The 15,893-nt window shown below is 60.8% G+C and carries 16 protein-coding genes; 11 read left to right on the forward strand and 5 right to left on the reverse strand.

Features of this window, described 5'->3' with window-relative positions; translation table 11 throughout:
- The first annotated feature begins 78 nt into the window (after positions 1 to 78).
- Positions 79 to 1,254, forward strand: a complete 1,176-nt coding sequence (locus HB675_RS19865; RefSeq protein WP_213880662.1) for a pyridoxal phosphate-dependent aminotransferase — start codon at positions 79 to 81, stop codon at positions 1,252 to 1,254.
- Positions 1,251 to 1,958: a DNA/RNA nuclease SfsA gene (sfsA, locus tag HB675_RS19870; RefSeq protein ID WP_213880663.1), complete on the forward strand. Its 708-nt coding sequence runs from the start codon at positions 1,251 to 1,253 to the stop codon at positions 1,956 to 1,958. Before HB675_RS19865 ends, sfsA begins: the two co-directional genes overlap by 4 nt.
- A 195-nt stretch (positions 1,959 to 2,153) precedes the next feature.
- Here the strand turns inward: sfsA and HB675_RS19875 are convergent, their stop codons facing one another.
- From HB675_RS19875 to HB675_RS19890, 4 genes are all read right to left on the reverse strand, one after another.
- Positions 2,154 to 2,954, reverse strand: coding sequence for a cyclic nucleotide-binding domain-containing protein (locus HB675_RS19875; RefSeq protein ID WP_213880664.1), 801 nt, complete (start codon positions 2,952 to 2,954; stop codon positions 2,154 to 2,156).
- 74 nt (positions 2,955 to 3,028) lie between these two features.
- The gene (locus HB675_RS19880) at positions 3,029 to 3,301 is read right to left on the reverse strand and encodes a TfoX/Sxy family protein (protein WP_213880665.1); all 273 of its coding nucleotides are present in this window, start codon (positions 3,299 to 3,301) and stop codon (positions 3,029 to 3,031) included.
- 179 nt (positions 3,302 to 3,480) lie between these two features.
- Positions 3,481 to 3,825, reverse strand: a complete 345-nt coding sequence (locus HB675_RS19885) for a pentapeptide repeat-containing protein (RefSeq protein WP_213880666.1) — start codon at positions 3,823 to 3,825, stop codon at positions 3,481 to 3,483.
- Positions 3,826 to 3,912: 87 nt separating this feature from the next.
- Complete coding sequence (locus HB675_RS19890) at positions 3,913 to 5,472, reverse strand: AAA family ATPase (RefSeq protein WP_213880667.1); 1,560 nt, start codon at positions 5,470 to 5,472, stop codon at positions 3,913 to 3,915.
- A 117-nt stretch (positions 5,473 to 5,589) separates the two neighbouring features.
- Between HB675_RS19890 and mrcB the strand changes: the two genes are divergently transcribed.
- Genes mrcB through HB675_RS19905 form a run of 3 tightly spaced genes read left to right on the forward strand, consistent with a single transcriptional unit; the run spans position 5,590 to position 9,061 of the window.
- Positions 5,590 to 7,911: a penicillin-binding protein 1B gene (gene mrcB / locus HB675_RS19895; RefSeq protein ID WP_213880668.1), complete on the forward strand. Its 2,322-nt coding sequence runs from the start codon at positions 5,590 to 5,592 to the stop codon at positions 7,909 to 7,911.
- A 56-nt stretch (positions 7,912 to 7,967) separates the two neighbouring features.
- On the forward strand, positions 7,968 to 8,732 hold the full coding sequence (locus HB675_RS19900) for a hypothetical protein (protein ID WP_213880669.1): 765 nt from the start codon (positions 7,968 to 7,970) through the stop codon (positions 8,730 to 8,732).
- Positions 8,732 to 9,061 (forward strand): YqcC family protein, encoded by a 330-nt coding sequence (locus tag HB675_RS19905; RefSeq protein ID WP_213880670.1) that lies wholly within the window; start codon positions 8,732 to 8,734, stop codon positions 9,059 to 9,061. The genes HB675_RS19900 and HB675_RS19905 overlap by 1 nt, the downstream gene beginning before the upstream one ends.
- A gap of 24 nt (positions 9,062 to 9,085) precedes the next feature.
- Here the strand turns inward: HB675_RS19905 and HB675_RS19910 are convergent, their stop codons facing one another.
- The gene (locus HB675_RS19910; protein ID WP_213880672.1) at positions 9,086 to 9,520 is read right to left on the reverse strand and encodes a DUF4124 domain-containing protein; all 435 of its coding nucleotides are present in this window, start codon (positions 9,518 to 9,520) and stop codon (positions 9,086 to 9,088) included.
- A 399-nt stretch (positions 9,521 to 9,919) separates the two neighbouring features.
- On the opposite strand from HB675_RS19910, the gene HB675_RS19915 reads away from it, so the two are divergent.
- The 6 genes from HB675_RS19915 (at position 9,920) to msrQ (ending at position 15,891) form a co-directional block, all read left to right on the forward strand.
- Positions 9,920 to 11,644, forward strand: coding sequence for an acetolactate synthase 3 large subunit (locus tag HB675_RS19915; protein ID WP_213880674.1), 1,725 nt, complete (start codon positions 9,920 to 9,922; stop codon positions 11,642 to 11,644).
- Between the two features lie 2 nt (positions 11,645 to 11,646).
- Positions 11,647 to 12,138: an acetolactate synthase small subunit gene (gene ilvN, locus HB675_RS19920; RefSeq protein WP_213880676.1), complete on the forward strand. Its 492-nt coding sequence runs from the start codon at positions 11,647 to 11,649 to the stop codon at positions 12,136 to 12,138.
- A 47-nt stretch (positions 12,139 to 12,185) separates the two neighbouring features.
- The gene (gene ilvC / locus HB675_RS19925; RefSeq protein WP_213880678.1) at positions 12,186 to 13,202 is read left to right on the forward strand and encodes a ketol-acid reductoisomerase; all 1,017 of its coding nucleotides are present in this window, start codon (positions 12,186 to 12,188) and stop codon (positions 13,200 to 13,202) included.
- Between the two features lie 145 nt (positions 13,203 to 13,347).
- Positions 13,348 to 14,196, forward strand: coding sequence for a CDP-diacylglycerol--serine O-phosphatidyltransferase (gene pssA / locus HB675_RS19930; RefSeq protein WP_213880680.1), 849 nt, complete (start codon positions 13,348 to 13,350; stop codon positions 14,194 to 14,196).
- 61 nt (positions 14,197 to 14,257) lie between these two features.
- Positions 14,258 to 15,271, forward strand: a complete 1,014-nt coding sequence (gene msrP, locus HB675_RS19935) for a protein-methionine-sulfoxide reductase catalytic subunit MsrP (protein ID WP_213880682.1) — start codon at positions 14,258 to 14,260, stop codon at positions 15,269 to 15,271.
- Positions 15,271 to 15,891 carry a protein-methionine-sulfoxide reductase heme-binding subunit MsrQ gene (gene msrQ / locus HB675_RS19940; RefSeq protein ID WP_213880684.1) on the forward strand — a complete coding sequence of 207 codons (621 nt, stop codon included), beginning with the start codon at positions 15,271 to 15,273 and terminating at the stop codon, positions 15,889 to 15,891. The genes msrP and msrQ overlap by 1 nt, the downstream gene beginning before the upstream one ends.
- The last annotated feature ends 2 nt before the right edge of the window (positions 15,892 to 15,893 follow it).

Below are 15,893 nucleotides of genomic sequence, written 5' to 3' on the forward strand. Positions count from 1 at the left end.
CGATCGGTGGTTTGCGGAATCGTTCGGTAGAATCGCGGTTTTTCACTTCGCTTTGCACTTCCACTCAAGGGAGGCCCCATGGCCCAGCTGTACAGTGCGCGCAGCCGCGACATCGAACCCTTTCACGTGATGGCGCTGCTGGCGCGGGCCAATGAGCTGCAGGCCGCCGGGCATGATGTCATCCACCTGGAGATCGGCGAGCCGGATTTCACCACCGCAGGGCCTATTATCGCGGCCGGGCAAGCGGCGCTGGCCAGCGGGCAGACACGCTATACCGCAGCCAGAGGCCTGCCGGCCTTGCGCGAGGCGATTGCCGGCTTCTACCAGACCCGACACGGCCTGGACATCGACCCCCAGCGCATCCTGGTCACCCCGGGTGGCTCGGGTGCGCTGCTGCTGGCGGCCAGCCTGCTGGTGGATCCGGGCAAGCACTGGTTGCTGGCCGACCCCGGTTACCCCTGCAACCGTCACTTCCTGCGGCTGGTGGAAGGCGCGGCGCAATTGGTGCCGGTCGGCCCTGAGGTGCGTTATCAGCTGACCGCCGAGCTGGTTTCGCAGCATTGGAATCAGGAAAGTGTTGGCGCCTTGCTGGCATCGCCCGCCAACCCCACCGGCACAGTGCTGCGCCGCGACGAGTTGGCCAGTCTCTGCGCCACGCTCAAGCAGCGGGGCGGCCACATGGTTGTCGACGAGATCTACCATGGCCTGACCTACGGCATGGATGCGCCCAGCGTGCTGGAAGTGGACGATGAGGCCTTTGTTCTGAATAGTTTTTCAAAGTATTTTGGAATGACCGGCTGGCGCCTTGGCTGGCTGGTGGCGCCTCCCGCTGCCGTACCTGAGCTGGAGAAGTTGGCACAAAACCTCTACATCAGTGCGCCGACCCTGGCCCAGCATGCCGCGCTGGCCTGCTTTGAACCGGCCACTCTGGAAATCCTCGAAGAGCGCCGGCACGCCTTTGCCCGTCGCCGTGACTATTTGTTGCCGGCGCTGCGTGCGCTGGGTTTCGGGATCGAGGTGGAGCCGGAGGGCGCGTTCTACCTGTACGCCGATATCCGGGCGTTCGGCGGTGATGCCTTCACCTTCTGCCGGCATTTTCTGGAAACCGAGCACGTGGCCTTCACCCCCGGCCTGGATTTTGGCCGTTATCAGGCCGGCCATCATGTGCGTTTCGCCTATACCCAGGATCTGCCGCGTCTGGAACAGGCGGTAGAGCGCATCGCTCGCGGCTTGCGCAGCTGGAGCCCGCTATGATTTTCATGCCGCCTCTGGAAGAGGCCCGCCTGATAAAGCGTTACAAGAGGTTTCTCGCCGATATCGAACTCCCCAGTGGCGAGCAGTTGACCATTCACTGCCCCAATACCGGCTCGATGTTCAACTGCATGAGCGAGGGCGGCAGGGTCTGGTTCAGCCGCTCCAATGACCCCAAGCGCAAGCTGCCGGGTACTTGGGAAATCAGCGAGACGCCGCAGGGGCGTCTGGCCTGCGTCAACACCGGGCGAGCCAATGCCCTGGTGGAAGAGGCATTGCGCGCCGGGCGGATCGAAGCGTTGAGCGGCTTTCATGCGCTCAAGCGCGAGGTCCCTTATGGCGAGGAGAACAGCCGCATCGATTTTCGCCTGGATTACGCCGAGGGGCCGGCCTACGTCGAGGTCAAGAGTGTCACCCTGGGATTCGACGGGTCGCCGGTAGCGGCCTTTCCCGATGCGGTAACCCAGCGCGGCGCCAAGCACCTGCGCGAACTGGCCAAGCTGGCGCGCCACGGGATTCGTGCGGTGCAGCTGTATTGCGTGAACCTGAGCGGGATCGAGGCCGTACGGCCGGCGGAAGAAATAGATTCGGCGTACAGCCAGGCATTGCGGTCAGCGATCGAGGAGGGCGTAGAGGTATTGGCCTGTGGTGTCTACCTGGATGCGCAGCAGGTGTACATCGATCGCCCCTTGGCAGTGGCGCTATAAAGCTCGGCTCAGGCAAAACGCGGGCAAAAAAAGACCCGGAAAAAATCCGGGTCAAAAACCGTGATTAGCCTGATGAGGAGATAATCTGGAAGGTCCGACCAAGGTCCTTCCAAGTCATCATCCAGTCTTGCGACTGGATGCGCTAATAATAACCTTTCTCATTTTGCCGTCAAGAGCTAGTGAGAACTATTTGCATCAAGATTGTTCAGGGCTACTGTCGGCGGCCGTCAGTTGGCGGTTGAGCAGGTCGATGCGTCGGGCCATGCTTTCGATCAGGCTGTGGGCGATCCGCGGATTGGTCTGGGTCAGGCTGAGAAACTGGTCGCGCGGTATCAGCATGACGGTGCAGGGCTCGCTGGCGATCACCGTGGCGCTGCGCTTCTCGTTGGTGAACACTGCCATGGCGCCGAAGATCTCGTCCTTGGCCACGTCGCCGACCTTCTGGCCGTCGACGAATGCCTCGGCATGCCCTTCGATGATCACGAACACGTGATCGGCATCATCGCCCTCGGTGATCAGTGTTTCACCACTGGCCACCTGCTTGAAGCCGTTGGAACTGCGGAACTCCGGCTGCTTCAAGCGGGTGATGGCGTCGCACAGCAGCACGCTTTGCCCGGTCAGGTACTCGACCAGTAGTTGCAGGGCTTCGGGGCGCTTGGCGACATGAGCCAGGAATGCATCGCGCGCATAGGGCACCAGGCGCACGGGTCCGTCGCTGCTGAACTGGCAGTGGGGCAGGTAGCTGTCCAAACGCCAGCCGAGCAGGTCGCCTTCATGCAGGTAGAACAGATTGCGCTCGTTCATGCGCGCGTGGACCAGTCCACGCTCGATGTAATACAGGTGGGCATTGTCCAGAACAACACCCAGGTCGGTGACCTGTTCGAACTCCAGGGCGGGGGCGCTGGGCACCAGGTCTTGCAGGAGTTGCGGCGCCACGGCCTGCAGGCGGTTGACCCACGCATCGGCGTAGGCCGGCTGCTCTCCGAGTAAATACATGATCCAATTCTCTCGACTGCTGTCTTGACTGCTGCATCGCCATGGCTGGGAGCAGCCTGGTAGGGCACAGGACACTAATTTTTCTGCGCTGACGATATAGCTTCCAGCTGCTTATTCAAAGCGTCTTTGCGTTCGGATGGGATGTCGTTCCAATGCACGTCCATCAAGGCGCCCTCGATGGCATAGAGCAAGACCTTGGACGCTCGAAAGCCGCGGGTTTTCACTGCGCGATACGCGTCGACCGCGCCAAGGCGGCGCAGATCACCTGCATTGTGGATCCCGACAGCGTGCAACCACTGCGCGGAAGTCTTGCCGAGGTTTCTCAGATGCTGAAGTTCATCGTTCATCAAGCCTCCTTGCGATGGCGCAATCAATAGAGGTGGAGCGGGCGCTTGATGAGTGTAGCGGCTGTGCGCCGGTTTACCGACATTTGCGGCAATGGCTTGTTTGCAGAAGGTTTTTCAGGGGGAGTACGGCGTCAAACTGCCGCCGTACGCACGCAGGCCTATCAAGAGGGCTGCCGAGGTCAGCGCGTACGATAGCGCAGCCGAGTCCCGAAATTGACCGACATCAGGATTTCGTCCGCCGAGAGCTCCGGGGGGAAGTAGGCCCCGGAGATCTTGGCATGGGACAGGCTGGCGCCTTCCAGATGGGTGTCCCGCAAGTCGAGCCCGCGCAGGTCGGCGGCGCGGAAATAGGCGTCAGTGAAGTCGATGCCTTGCGCATGCAGCTCGCGCAAGTCCAGCCCGCGGAAGTCACCGCCCTTGAAGTCTATGATATTGACGCCCTGGCGCTCGGTGTTGAAGCCACCGACATCTTCCTTGTGAAGCAGAGCGTACAGAGCGGAATCAAGCTGCTTGGGCTGGCCCATGGGTGTTCTCCGGTTGGATTTATGGCGCCAGTATACTGCCACTACTGGCGCCCGGTGAATCTCGTCCAAGGGCGATCCGACGAAGGGCTACAGGCCTGGCAGACGATCGCGAATCTGCTTCACCAGCTTGTCCAGACTGTCGCTTTCGTGGGTTTCCACCCGCTTGGCCAGCAGCGCCTCTTCCGGCGTCAGAGCTTCGCGGCTGGCGCGCTGAGATTCGACCACTTCCAGCGTAGCATCGGATGGATCAATGCCTTCGGCCTGGCGCTGACTCAACCAGCTGGCGACCACCGCATCCGGGGCGTTGCAGTCCAGGATCAGGAAGGGCACACCGGTGGTTTCAGCCACGTTGGCTGCACTTTGGCGCTGTTCATGTCTGAGGTAGGTCGCATCGATCACCACTGGCAAGCCGGCGTGCAGCACGATGTCGGCCAGATAGTGCAGGCGCTGGTAGGTGGCGGTGCTGGCGTCGCTACTATAAATGCCGTCGTGCAGGCCTTGGTGCTCCGGGCTTTGGTCGCCCAGCAGGCGTTTGCGCTCGATGTCCGAACGCAGGCGAATCGCGCCCAGCGCTTCGACCATGCGCATGGCCACCTGGCTCTTGCCCACGGCCGAGGTGCCATGGGTGATGGCCAGGAAGCGCGAAGGGATGGCGCTGTAGCTTTCCGCGAGGTTGGCGTAGTTGCGATAGGTGCGCAGGGCCGTGGCGCGCTGCACGCCGTCGGCCTCGGCGGGCATGCTGAAGAGGGCAATCTTGGCGCGGACCAGGGCACGATAGGCCTTGTAGAAATTCAGCAGTTCCAGACCCTGGTAGTCGCCGGTGCGCTCCAGGTATTGGCTGATGAAGCGCCGAGCCAGGCTCTTGAGGCCGCGGTCTTCCAGGTCCATGGCGAGGAAGGCGATGTCGGCGTAGACGTCGGTGAAGCGGAACGGCTCGTTGAATTCGATGCAGTCGAAGATCACCACCTTGCCATCGATCACTGTGGCGTTGCCCAGGTGGATGTCGCCATGGCACTCACGGATGAAGCCGTCATGCTTGCGCGCGATCAGCAAGGACTGCAGGCGCGCGAAGCTGGCCTGGGCCCAGGCTTGCAGAGCATCGAGTTGCAGCAGGTCGGCCTTGTCCTTGAGGAACGGGCGAATCTGTTCGAAGTTCTGTTCCACTGGCGCCATCACCAGCGCGGGTGTACCGGACTCATGGTCCGCCGGGACTTGCGGCGTGTGCCTGTGGAAGGTGGCGATCTGTTCGGCCATCTCGTCGATGTGCTGGCTGGTCAGCTCACCGTTGGCCTGCAGGGTACTCAGCAGGTTTTCCTGAGGAAACTGGCGGATCTTCAGCGCATACTCGATGGCTTCGCCGTCGCCGCCCAACACCGGTGCCTCGGCGCTGCCGGTGATTGGCAGCACTTCAAGATACAAATCTTCGGTGAGGCGTTGGTTCATGCGCAGTTCCTCGGCGCAGAAGTGCGCGCGAGCGGAGAGTTCGGAGAAATCGAGAAAGCCGAAGTTCATCGGCTTCTTGATCTTGTAGACATACGGGCCGGTGAGCAGGACCCACGAGATGTGCGTCTCGATCACCTTGAACCCGTCGACGGCATGGGGATAAAGGGCCGGGTTCTGCAAGGCGGAGATCAGTGACTGGCTCACGAGCAATCCTTTAACGACTAATGGTTCGAGGGGATCATTATGGCCATTGAGAGGGCGCATGGAAACCGCCTTGGCACTCCTGTCGAGGCGCATCAAAGGTGCGTATAATCCGCCGCCATGACTCGTACCCGAACTCCTCGCAACGCCAAAAAAAATCCCCCCAGCCGCCTGCGCACCCTTCTGGGTTGGGCCTTGAAGCTGAGCCTGGTGGGCCTGGTGATCCTTGCCGGCTTTGCCGTGTACCTCGATGCCATCGTCCAGGAAAAGTTTTCCGGGAAGCGCTGGACCATTCCGGCGAAGGTCTATGCCCGGCCGCTGGAGCTGTTCGTTGGCCAGAAGTTGCGTGAGGAGGACTTCCTCACCGAGCTCGATGCCCTGGGCTATCGACGTCAGGCGAAGATCGACGGACCGGGTACGGCGGCGGTCAGCGGCACCAGCGTCGACCTCAATACCCGTGGCTTCCAGTTCTATGAAGGGCTCGAGCAGCCTCAGCCGGTGCACGTGCGTTTCAGCGGCGATTCGGTCGTCGAGCTGTCTTCCCCACAGAATGCCAAGCTGGCCGTGGTGCGTCTCGAGCCGTTGCTGATCGGCGGCCTGTACCCGAAGAATCTCGAAGACCGCATCCTGATCAAGCTCGATCAGGTGCCGCCTTACTTGCTCGACACCTTGATCACGGTGGAGGACCGTGACTTCTATCACCATTTCGGTGTCTCGCCCAAGTCCATCATTCGCGCCTTTTGGGTCAACACTTCGTCCGGGCAGATGCGTCAGGGCGGCAGTACCCTGACCCAGCAGTTGGTCAAGAACTTCTATCTGAGCAACGAGCGGACCTTCACCCGCAAGCTCACCGAAATCATGATGGCCATGCTGCTGGAGCTGCATTACGACAAGCGCGAGATCCTCGAGGCATACCTCAACGAGGTGTTCATCGGCCAGGACGGTCAGCGCGCGGTGCATGGTTTCGGTCTGGCCAGCCAGTTCTTCTTCAGCCAGCCGCTCTCCGAGCTCAAGCTGCATCAGGTCGCGCTGCTGGTGGGGATGGTCAAGGGGCCGTCCTATTACAACCCGCGGCGTTACCCGGACCGCGCGCTGGAGCGGCGTAACCTGGTGCTGGACCTGCTGGCCCAGCAAGGCGTGGCGACTCAGGCGCAGGTGGATGCGGCGAAGAAAATGCCACTGGGTGTGTCCAAGCAAGGCAGCCTGGCCGACAGTTCGTTCCCCGGCTTCCTTGACCTGGTCAAGCGCCAGTTGCGCCAGGATTACCGTGATGAAGACTTGACCGAGGAAGGCCTGCGCATCTTCACCAGTTTCGACCCGATCTTGCAGCGCAAGGCCGAAGCGGCCGTGACCGAGACGTTCAAGCGCTTCACCGGGCGCAAAGGCATAGACGGCGTCGAGACCGCCATGGTGGTGACCAACCCGGAAAGTGGCGAAGTGCAAGCGCTGGTGGGCAGTCGACTGCCGGGCTTTGCCGGGTTCAACCGGGCGCTGGATGCGGTGCGGCCGATCGGCTCGCTGGTCAAGCCGGCGGTCTACCTCACCGCCCTCGAGCAGCCGAGCAAATACACGCTGACCAGTTGGGTCAAGGACGAGCCGTTCTCCGTGAAAGGCGCTGATGGCCAGGTATGGACGCCGAAAAACTTCGAAGGCAATTCCAATGGCACTATCTTTCTGTACCAGGGGCTGGCGCATTCGTTGAACCTGGCCACGGCGCGCCTGGGTATGGATCTGGGCGTACCCAATGTGTTCAAGACCCTGAGCAAGCTCGGCGTCGACGTCGATTGGCCGCCCTTCCCGGCAATGCTGCTGGGGGCGGGCGGGTTGTCACCGATGCAGGTGGCGACGATGTACCAGACCATTGCCAATGGCGGCTTCAATACCCCGATGCGCGGCATTCGCAGCGTGCTGACGGCGGACGGGCAGCCCCTCAAACGTTATCCGTTCCAGATTCAGCAGCGGTTTGATGCGGGTTCCATCTTCCTGATCCAGAACGCCATGCAGCGGGTCATGCGTGAAGGCACCGGCCGTTCGGTCTACAACGTGCTGCCGAGCACCTTGAACCTGGCGGGCAAGACCGGTACCAGCAACGATTCCCGGGACAGCTGGTTCGCCGGCTTCAGCCAGGATGTGCTGGCCGTGGTCTGGATGGGCCGCGATGACAATGGCAAGACGCCCTTCACTGGGGCCACCGGTTCCCTGCAGGTCTGGACCAATTTCATGCGCAAGGTCGATCCGTTATCGCTCGATACACCGGTGCCCGACAACGTGGTGCAGACGTGGGTCGATCCCCACACCGGACAGGGTTCCGATTCAAGCTGTCCGGGTGCTGTGCAGATACCGTATATTCGCGGCAGTGAACCGGCTGCCGGCACCGCTTGTGGCAGTAGCCAGAACCCCGCCGAGGGCGTGATGGACTGGGTCAAGGGCTGGCTCCATTAAGCGTCATGGGCGCTACGCATGAATCATGCAAGCATCAGGCAAGAGAGAGAATTCCAGTGAACAAGTGGTTGTTTCCAGCTGTAGCGTCCCTGGCGTTGCTCGGTGGTTGTGTCACCGAGCCTCGGGGTGCCATTCCGGTGGTGGACTCCGGTACCAATGTCAGCAACAGCGAACGGGTTTCTGCCAATCGCAGCGGCTATCGTGCGCCGGCGGCACAGGCGCGGCCTCAGGCGCAGGAGGAGGATTCCGGTGTGGTGGTCATGGTGCCGGGCCAGGCGGGCGGATCCCAACCGATCCAGGGTAACCCGGCGCCGTCCGGCAGTGCGCCGATCGTTCCAGGACCGACGAACTATGGCCCTATCACGCCTGGCCCTATCACCCCCGGTCCGATCACTCCGGGTCCGGTGACGTCGGCTCCGAGCACCAGCGGTGACACGATGCCGTCGAGCCCCAGCGGCATTCCGAGCAACGGCGGCGGGCTGAGTGCGGATGAACAATTGGATGGGCCGGTACTGGCACTCCTGAGCACCGCCCAGCAGCAGCAGACCGGCGGCGACCTCAATGGAGCTTCGTCGAGCCTGGAGCGCGCCCAGCGCATTGCGCCGCGCGAGCCTCAGGTGCTTTACCGTCTGGCCCAGGTACGCCTGTCACAGGGGGATGCGCCCCAGGCCGAGCAACTGGCGCAGCGTGCGCTGACCTATTCCAGCGGTCGGCCGGATCTGCAGGCGAGCTTGTGGACCACCATCGCCCAAGCGCGGCAGAAGCAGGGTAATGCGGCGGGCGCCGCAGCCGCTCAGCAGAAAGCCAAGGCTGGCTTCTGATGGATGCGCGGTTTCTCGAGATTGCTGACCAGCTGTTGCTGATCGAGCGCGAGTTGCGGGTACTGGGGTGGTGGGCGGATGTCAGTCCGAGCCCTGAGGCACTGGCCAGCGTCGAGCCGTTCAGCGTCGACAGGCTGGATTTCTCCCAGTGGTTGCAGTGGATCTTCCTGCCACGGATGAAGCTGATCCTCGAACAGGACCTGCCGTTGCCCAACGCGTCGGGCATTCTGGTCATGGCGGAAATGGTCTATGCCGGTCGCGCGGGCGAAACCCGAGCGCTGCGCCAGTCGCTGGCGCGCTTCGACGAGCTGATCAGCGAGGCCGGTTGATCACCGGATCCGATGGGCTTCGGCCTATTTGCATTCTTTGGCGATCTGCGTCTCGGCATCCTTGATCTGCTTTTGCCGTTGCTCTTCGGTCAGACGCACCGTCTGACCGTTGACCTCCATACTCACCCGCGGGTTGGTATTCAACTGCGCCAGATTCGTCCGTTCGTTGGTGCAGTACTCCTTGCGCTTGGCCTCTTGGTCGTCGACCTTTTTCTTCACTTGCCGATTGATGGTCGCCTGGTCCGGCCCGGTCGGCCCGATGGTGGGGGGCTCGGGCTCCTTCGCGGCGGGGGCGGGCGGCGGCTTGACCATCTGTATCACCGTCGAGGGGTGATTTTCCGGCGGTTGAGCATCGAAGTGGGTTTCGCCACTGGCGTCCGTCCATCTGTAGACCTGGCCTGCCATGGCGAGGGGTGCGAGCATGAATAGCAGCGAGAGGCTGACGGCTGTGACGCGCATGGCGAGTTCCTGGAAATACGTGCTGGCATGACACTACCATAGCCGATACCGGAAGGGTTTCCTCCTTGTGTATCAGGCGTATGGGTATGAAAAAAACCACAGAGCGCTTGACTTGCACCACGCTGATCGGAACAATCCCAAGTCCGCTGTAGGAAGACTTGCCAGAAGCAGGCTTCCTCGGCAGAGCAAAGGCGCGCACCCGCGCCGACTTGTTACACCCGCAACGCGTTACCTCGCGCTGGGTGGGAAAACCCCGCAACACATATGGGGTGTTCCCAATACTTGCTCAGTCAGTGCTGACGTACGTCGGCGACCACCGTCGCTCATGCTCTGCTGACAGTAAACCTATTAAGACCCGTTCCCAATGAACGGTATTCTGGCGTTTTAGAGGTGAACAACGTGGAGCTTTTATCCGGCGCTGAGATGATCGTCCGCTTTTTGCGCGACGAAGGTGTCAAGCATATTTACGGGTACCCGGGTGGTGCCCTCCTGCATGTCTACGACGCCCTGTTCAAAGAGCCCGAAGTGGAGCACATACTTGTGCGTCACGAGCAGGCGGCGACGCACATGGCTGATGGCTATGCACGTGCCACCGGCAAGGCGGGCGTGGTGCTGGTGACTTCGGGTCCCGGCGCCACCAATGCCATCACTGGTATCGCCACTGCGTACATGGACTCCATCCCGATGGTGGTGCTGTCCGGTCAGGTGCCGAGCACGCTGGTGGGTACCGACGCTTTCCAGGAAACCGACATGATCGGTATATCCCGTCCGATCGTGAAACACAGTTTCATGATCAAGAGCGTTCAGGAAATCCCCGAGGTATTGAAGAAAGCCTTTTACCTGGCCCAGTCCGGTCGTCCGGGTCCTGTGGTGGTCGATATTCCGAAGGACATGACCAACCCCACCGACAAGTACGAATACGTCTACCCGAAGAAAGCCAAGCTGCGTTCCTACAGCCCGGCCGTGCGCGGGCATTCGGGGCAGATTCGCAAAGCGGCCGAGATGCTGCTGGCGGCCAAGCGTCCGGTGCTGTACGCCGGCGGTGGGGTGATCCTGGGTGGCGGTTCGGAGCAATTGACCGAGCTGGCCAAGCTGCTGGACCTGCCGGTCACCAACACCCTCATGGGTTTGGGCGCGTTTCCGGGCATGGACCGTCAGTTCGTCGGCATGCTGGGCATGCACGGCAGCTACACGGCCAACCTGGTCATGCACCATGCCGACGTGATCCTGGCCGTGGGCGCACGCTTCGATGACCGTGTCATCAACGGTGCGAGCAAGTTCTGTCCGAACGCCAAGATCATTCACATCGACATCGACCCGGCGTCGATCTCCAAGACGATCAAGGCAGACGTGCCGATCGTGGGGCCGGTGGACAGTGTCCTGACCGAGATGGTCGCGACCCTGAAGGAAATCGGCGAAACGCCGAACAAGGATACCGTCGCCGCCTGGTGGAAACAGGTCGATGAATGGCGTGGCGATCGCGGTCTGTTCCCTTATGAGAAGGGTGACGGTTCAAAGATCAAGCCGCAGACTGTGATCGAAACCCTTTGCGAAGTGACCAAGGGCGATGCCTATGTCACCTCGGACGTGGGTCAGCATCAGATGTTCGCCGCGCAGTACTACAAGTTCAACAAGCCCAACCGCTGGATCAACTCCGGTGGCCTGGGCACGATGGGCTTCGGTTTCCCCGCCGCCATGGGCGTCAAGCTGAGCTTCCCGGATGCCCACGTCGCGTGCGTGACGGGCGAAGGCAGCATCCAGATGAACATCCAGGAGCTGTCGACCTGCCTGCAGTACGACCTGCCCGTCAAGATCATCCTGCTCAACAATGGGGTGCTGGGCATGGTCCGGCAGTGGCAGGACATGAACTACGGCGGCCGTCACTCTCATTCGTACGTCGAGTCGCTGCCTGATTTCGTCAAGCTGGTCGAGTCCTACGGGCACGTGGGCATTCGTGTCACCGACCTGAAGGATCTCAAGCCGAAGATGGAAGAAGCCTTCGCCATGACCAATCGCCTGGTGTTCCTCGATATCCAGGTCGACGCCAGCGAGCACGTCTATCCGATGCAGATCAAAGACGGTTCCATGCGCGACATGTGGCTGAGCAAGACGGAGCGTACGTAATCATGCGTCACATTATTTCTCTTTTGCTGGAAAACGAACCGGGCGCATTGTCTCGTGTTGTCGGCCTGTTCTCGCAGCGCAACTACAACATCGAAAGCCTGACGGTAGCGCCGACCGAAGACCCGACTCTGTCGCGTCTGACCCTGACCACTGTGGGCCACGATGAGGTGATCGAGCAGATCACCAAGAACCTCAACAAATTGATCGAAGTGGTCAAGCTGGTGGACCTGTCGGAGAGCGCTCACATCGAGCGCGAACTGATGCTGGTCAAGGTCAAGGCTACCGGCGCCCAGCGTGCCGAGATCAAGCGCACCACGGACATCTACCGTGGGCAGATCGTTGACGTCAGCGCCAGTGTCTACACGGTGCAACTGACGGGTACCAGCGACAAACTCGACAGCTTCATTCAGGCTATCGGCACCGCCGCGATTCTTGAAACCGTGCGCAGTGGCGTCACCGGTATCGCCCGTGGCGACAAAGTGCTGAGCGTTTAACTCAAATTCAAGTGGCCCGAGCGGGCCAAGATACCAGGGGATATTTCATGAAAGTTTATTACGACAAAGACTGCGACCTTTCGATCATCCAAGGCAAGAAAGTCGCCATCATCGGTTACGGTTCCCAGGGCCACGCTCAAGCGTGCAACCTGAAAGATTCCGGTGTTGATGTCACTGTCGGTCTGCGTAAAGGCTCGGCGACCGTTGCCAAGGCTGAAGCTCACGGCCTGAAAGTGGCCGACGTGGCTACTGCTGTTGCCGGTGCCGATCTGGTGATGATCCTGACCCCGGACGAGTTCCAATCGCAGCTGTACAAGAACGAAGTCGAGCCGAACATCAAGAAGGGCGCCACCCTGGCCTTCTCCCACGGCTTCGCGATCCACTACAACCAGGTCGTGCCACGCGCTGACCTGGACGTGATCATGATCGCGCCGAAAGCGCCAGGTCACACCGTGCGTACCGAATTCGTCAAGGGCGGCGGTATTCCTGACCTGATCGCGATCTACCAGGACGCGTCGGGCAATGCCAAGAACGTTGCCCTGTCGTACGCTTCGGGCGTGGGCGGCGGCCGTACCGGCATTATCGAAACTACATTCAAGGACGAGACTGAAACCGATCTGTTCGGCGAACAGGCCGTTCTGTGCGGTGGTACCGTGGAACTGGTCAAGGCCGGTTTCGAAACCCTGGTCGAAGCAGGCTACGCGCCGGAAATGGCCTACTTCGAGTGCCTGCACGAACTGAAGCTGATCGTTGACCTCATGTACGAAGGCGGTATCGCCAACATGAACTACTCGATCTCCAACAACGCCGAATACGGCGAGTACGTGACCGGTCCTGAAGTCATCAACGCCGAATCCCGTCAGGCCATGCGCAACGCTCTGAAGCGCATCCAGGACGGCGAATACGCCAAGATGTTCATCAGCGAAGGCGCCACTGGCTACCCATCGATGACCGCCAAGCGTCGCAACAACGCTGCCCACGGCATCGAAATCATCGGCGAGCAATTGCGCTCGATGATGCCTTGGATCGCGGCAAACAAGATCGTCGACAAAGCCAAGAACTGATCCGGTTCGGCTCGACAGAAACGCGGCTCAGGCCGCGTTTTTTCGTTTTGGCGTGCCGCATCTGGTATAAAGCTCCAACCTTTGCCGACGAACCTGCGTTATCGGCACGTGTCGAAATTTTTTACAGCCTTGCAAGGTACACTCCATGAGCGAACGTCCCGACGAGACCCACCAGGCCTCTGACGCCGAAAGCCTGCTGCCCATCGATGAGCATGTCGAGGAGGGTCACGACGACGAAGGACGCAAAGTCCGTCACCGTGGCATCTACTTGTTGCCCAATCTGTTCACCACGGCGAACCTGTTCGCCGGCTTCTATTCGATCATCAACTCGATCAGCGCCCAGAGCGCCGATGATCCCCAGTTGGCGAGCAAATATTTCGCCTATGCGGCCATCGCCATTTTCGTGGCGATGATCCTCGACAGTCTGGATGGTCGGGTAGCGCGCATGACCAATACTCAGAGTGCCTTCGGCGCCGAGTACGACTCGTTGTCGGACATGGTCGCTTTCGGTGTGGCCCCGGCCTTGCTGGCGTTCGGCTGGGCGCTGGGGGACATGGGCAAGGTCGGCTGGATGGTGGCCTTTATCTATGTTGCCGGCGCTGCCTTGCGCCTCGCGCGCTTCAACACCCAAGTGGGCGTGGCCGACAAGCGCTACTTCATCGGCCTGGCCAGTCCGGCTGCTGCCGGTGTGGTGGCAGGTACCGTCTGGGCCTTCAGTGACTACGGTATCCAGGGGTCGAAGATGTCCTTCCTGGTAGCCTTGCTGGTGGCTGCTGCCGGCATGCTGATGGTCAGCAACATCAAGTACAACAGCTTCAAGGAGCTGGACCTCAAGGGTCGCGTACCTTTTGTCGCGATCCTCGCGGTAGTGCTGGTGTTCGCCGTGGTGTTCAGCGACCCGCCACGGGTGCTGCTGCTCATCTTCCTGGCCTACGCTGCCTCGGGGCCTGTGCAGTATCTGTTCAAGAAACGCCGCCATAAACACATTGGCTAAGCCGCAAAACCCCCGCACACTCTGTAGATGCTGGTGAGCAACCCGCTTCTACGGAGTCTTTATGCTGATCAAGATCCCCCGGACCTGCGATTCAATCGAATCGCAGGTCACTCCTGAATCCATCTACCTGTCCCGTCGTTCTCTGCTGGGCGGCTCGGTCGCGTTGTTGGCGGCCGGCGCCATGCCGCAGTGGGCGAGCGCTGCCGAGGCTTCTCGGTATGCAGACGTCGAGGCGGGCAACGCACCTGCCTGGTTCACCGACAAGCTGTCACAGACCCAGTGGCAAGCCATGACCGTGGCGGGGGAGGCGATCACGCCTTTCAAAGATGCGACCCATTACAACAACTTCTACGAGTTCGGCACGGACAAGGGCGATCCCGCCGCCAATGCTGGCAGCCTGAAGACCGAACCGTGGTCGGTGGTGATCGACGGTGAAGTGGGCAAGCCTGGGCGTTATGCGCTGGAAGACTTCATCAAGCCGTATGCCTTGCAGGAGCGGATCTATCGGATGCGTTGTGTAGAGGCCTGGTCCATGGTGATCCCCTGGCTGGGCTTCCCGCTCGCGGATCTGCTCAAACAGGTCGAGCCGACTTCCAAGGCCAGGTACATCCGTTTCGAGACCTTGAAAGACCCGCAGACCATGCCTGGGCAGCGCTCCGATTTTGCCTTGATCGACTGGCCGTACGTGGAAGGGTTGCGCCTTGATGAAGCCATGAACCCCTTGGCCATTCTGGCGGTAGGCATGTACGGGCGCGAGCTGCCCCACCAGAACGGCGCACCACTGCGACTAGTGGTTCCCTGGAAATATGGTTTCAAGGGCGGCAAGTCGATCGTGCGGATCAGCTTGACCACCGAGCAGCCCAAGACCACCTGGCAACAGATCGCTCCTGGTGAGTACGGTTTCTATGCCAATGTCAATCCAACGGTGGATCACCCCCGCTGGACTCAGGCTCGCGAGCGGCGCCTCCCAAGCGGGCTGTTCAGCCCCAACGTGCGTGACACTCTGATGTTCAATGGCTACGGGGATGAGGTCGCATCCCTCTATCAAGGCATGGACCTGCGTAAGGATTATTGATGCGATATCCGCTGTGGCGCCTTGGCGTCTTTCTATTGATCGGCTTCTGGCCGGTGTGGTGGGTGTATCAAGCCTGGCTGTTCGCCCTGGGGCCGGATCCGGGCAAGGTTCTGCTGGACAGGCTGGGGCTGGGTACCTTGATACTGATCCTGGTCACGCTATGCATGACACCGCTGCAGCGACTCACCGGCCTGTCATTCTGGATTGTCGTGCGGCGCCAACTGGGGCTTTGGTGTTTTGCCTATGTGTGCATGCATCTGGCGGCCTATCTGGTCTTTGTCCTGGGGTTGGAGTGGGGGCAGTTGGGCGTGGAGTTGCGCAAGCGCCCCTACATTATTGTGGGGAGTCTGGCCTGGGTGTGCCTGTTCGTGCTGGCGCTGACCTCGAACCGCTTCAGTCAGCGACGCCTTGGCAGCCGCTGGCGACGACTGCACAAGCTTATATATGGTGCTCTGGGGTTGGGGCTGTTGCATTTTCTCTGGGTGGTGCGCGCTGATCTGGCCGAGTGGTCGGTATACGCCGCGATCGGCTGCCTGCTTATAGTGCTGCGCGTGCCCGCCATTGCCAGGCGAACTCCACGGTTGTGGGGCAAAAAACCGGTTTCTGCAACAAAGGTGTGAAA

The organism is Pseudomonas sp. dw_358 (genome assembly GCF_018449655.1).
In the GTDB taxonomy this organism is placed as follows: Bacteria; Pseudomonadota; Gammaproteobacteria; order Pseudomonadales; family Pseudomonadaceae; genus Aquipseudomonas.

Bases quoted from the DNA above. Each gene is read 5' to 3' on its own strand.
- ilvC (WP_213880678.1), top strand. From the start codon at position 12,186: ATGAAAGTTTATTACGACAAAGACTGCGACCTTTCGATCATCCAAGGC.
- HB675_RS19910 (WP_213880672.1), bottom strand. From the start codon at position 9,520: ATGCGCGTCACAGCCGTCAGCCTCTCGCTGCTATTCATGCTCGCACCC.
- HB675_RS19885 (WP_213880666.1), bottom strand. From the start codon at position 3,825: ATGGGCCAGCCCAAGCAGCTTGATTCCGCTCTGTACGCTCTGCTTCAC.
- HB675_RS19865 (WP_213880662.1), top strand. From the start codon at position 79: ATGGCCCAGCTGTACAGTGCGCGCAGCCGCGACATCGAACCCTTTCAC.
- ilvN (WP_213880676.1), top strand. From the start codon at position 11,647: ATGCGTCACATTATTTCTCTTTTGCTGGAAAACGAACCGGGCGCATTG.
- HB675_RS19880 (WP_213880665.1), bottom strand. From the start codon at position 3,301: ATGAACGATGAACTTCAGCATCTGAGAAACCTCGGCAAGACTTCCGCG.
- HB675_RS19905 (WP_213880670.1), top strand. From the start codon at position 8,732: ATGGATGCGCGGTTTCTCGAGATTGCTGACCAGCTGTTGCTGATCGAG.
- sfsA (WP_213880663.1), top strand. From the start codon at position 1,251: ATGATTTTCATGCCGCCTCTGGAAGAGGCCCGCCTGATAAAGCGTTAC.
- msrP (WP_213880682.1), top strand. From the start codon at position 14,258: ATGCTGATCAAGATCCCCCGGACCTGCGATTCAATCGAATCGCAGGTC.
- msrQ (WP_213880684.1), top strand. From the start codon at position 15,271: ATGCGATATCCGCTGTGGCGCCTTGGCGTCTTTCTATTGATCGGCTTC.
- HB675_RS19875 (WP_213880664.1), bottom strand. From the start codon at position 2,954: ATGTATTTACTCGGAGAGCAGCCGGCCTACGCCGATGCGTGGGTCAAC.
- mrcB (WP_213880668.1), top strand. From the start codon at position 5,590: ATGACTCGTACCCGAACTCCTCGCAACGCCAAAAAAAATCCCCCCAGC.
- pssA (WP_213880680.1), top strand. From the start codon at position 13,348: ATGAGCGAACGTCCCGACGAGACCCACCAGGCCTCTGACGCCGAAAGC.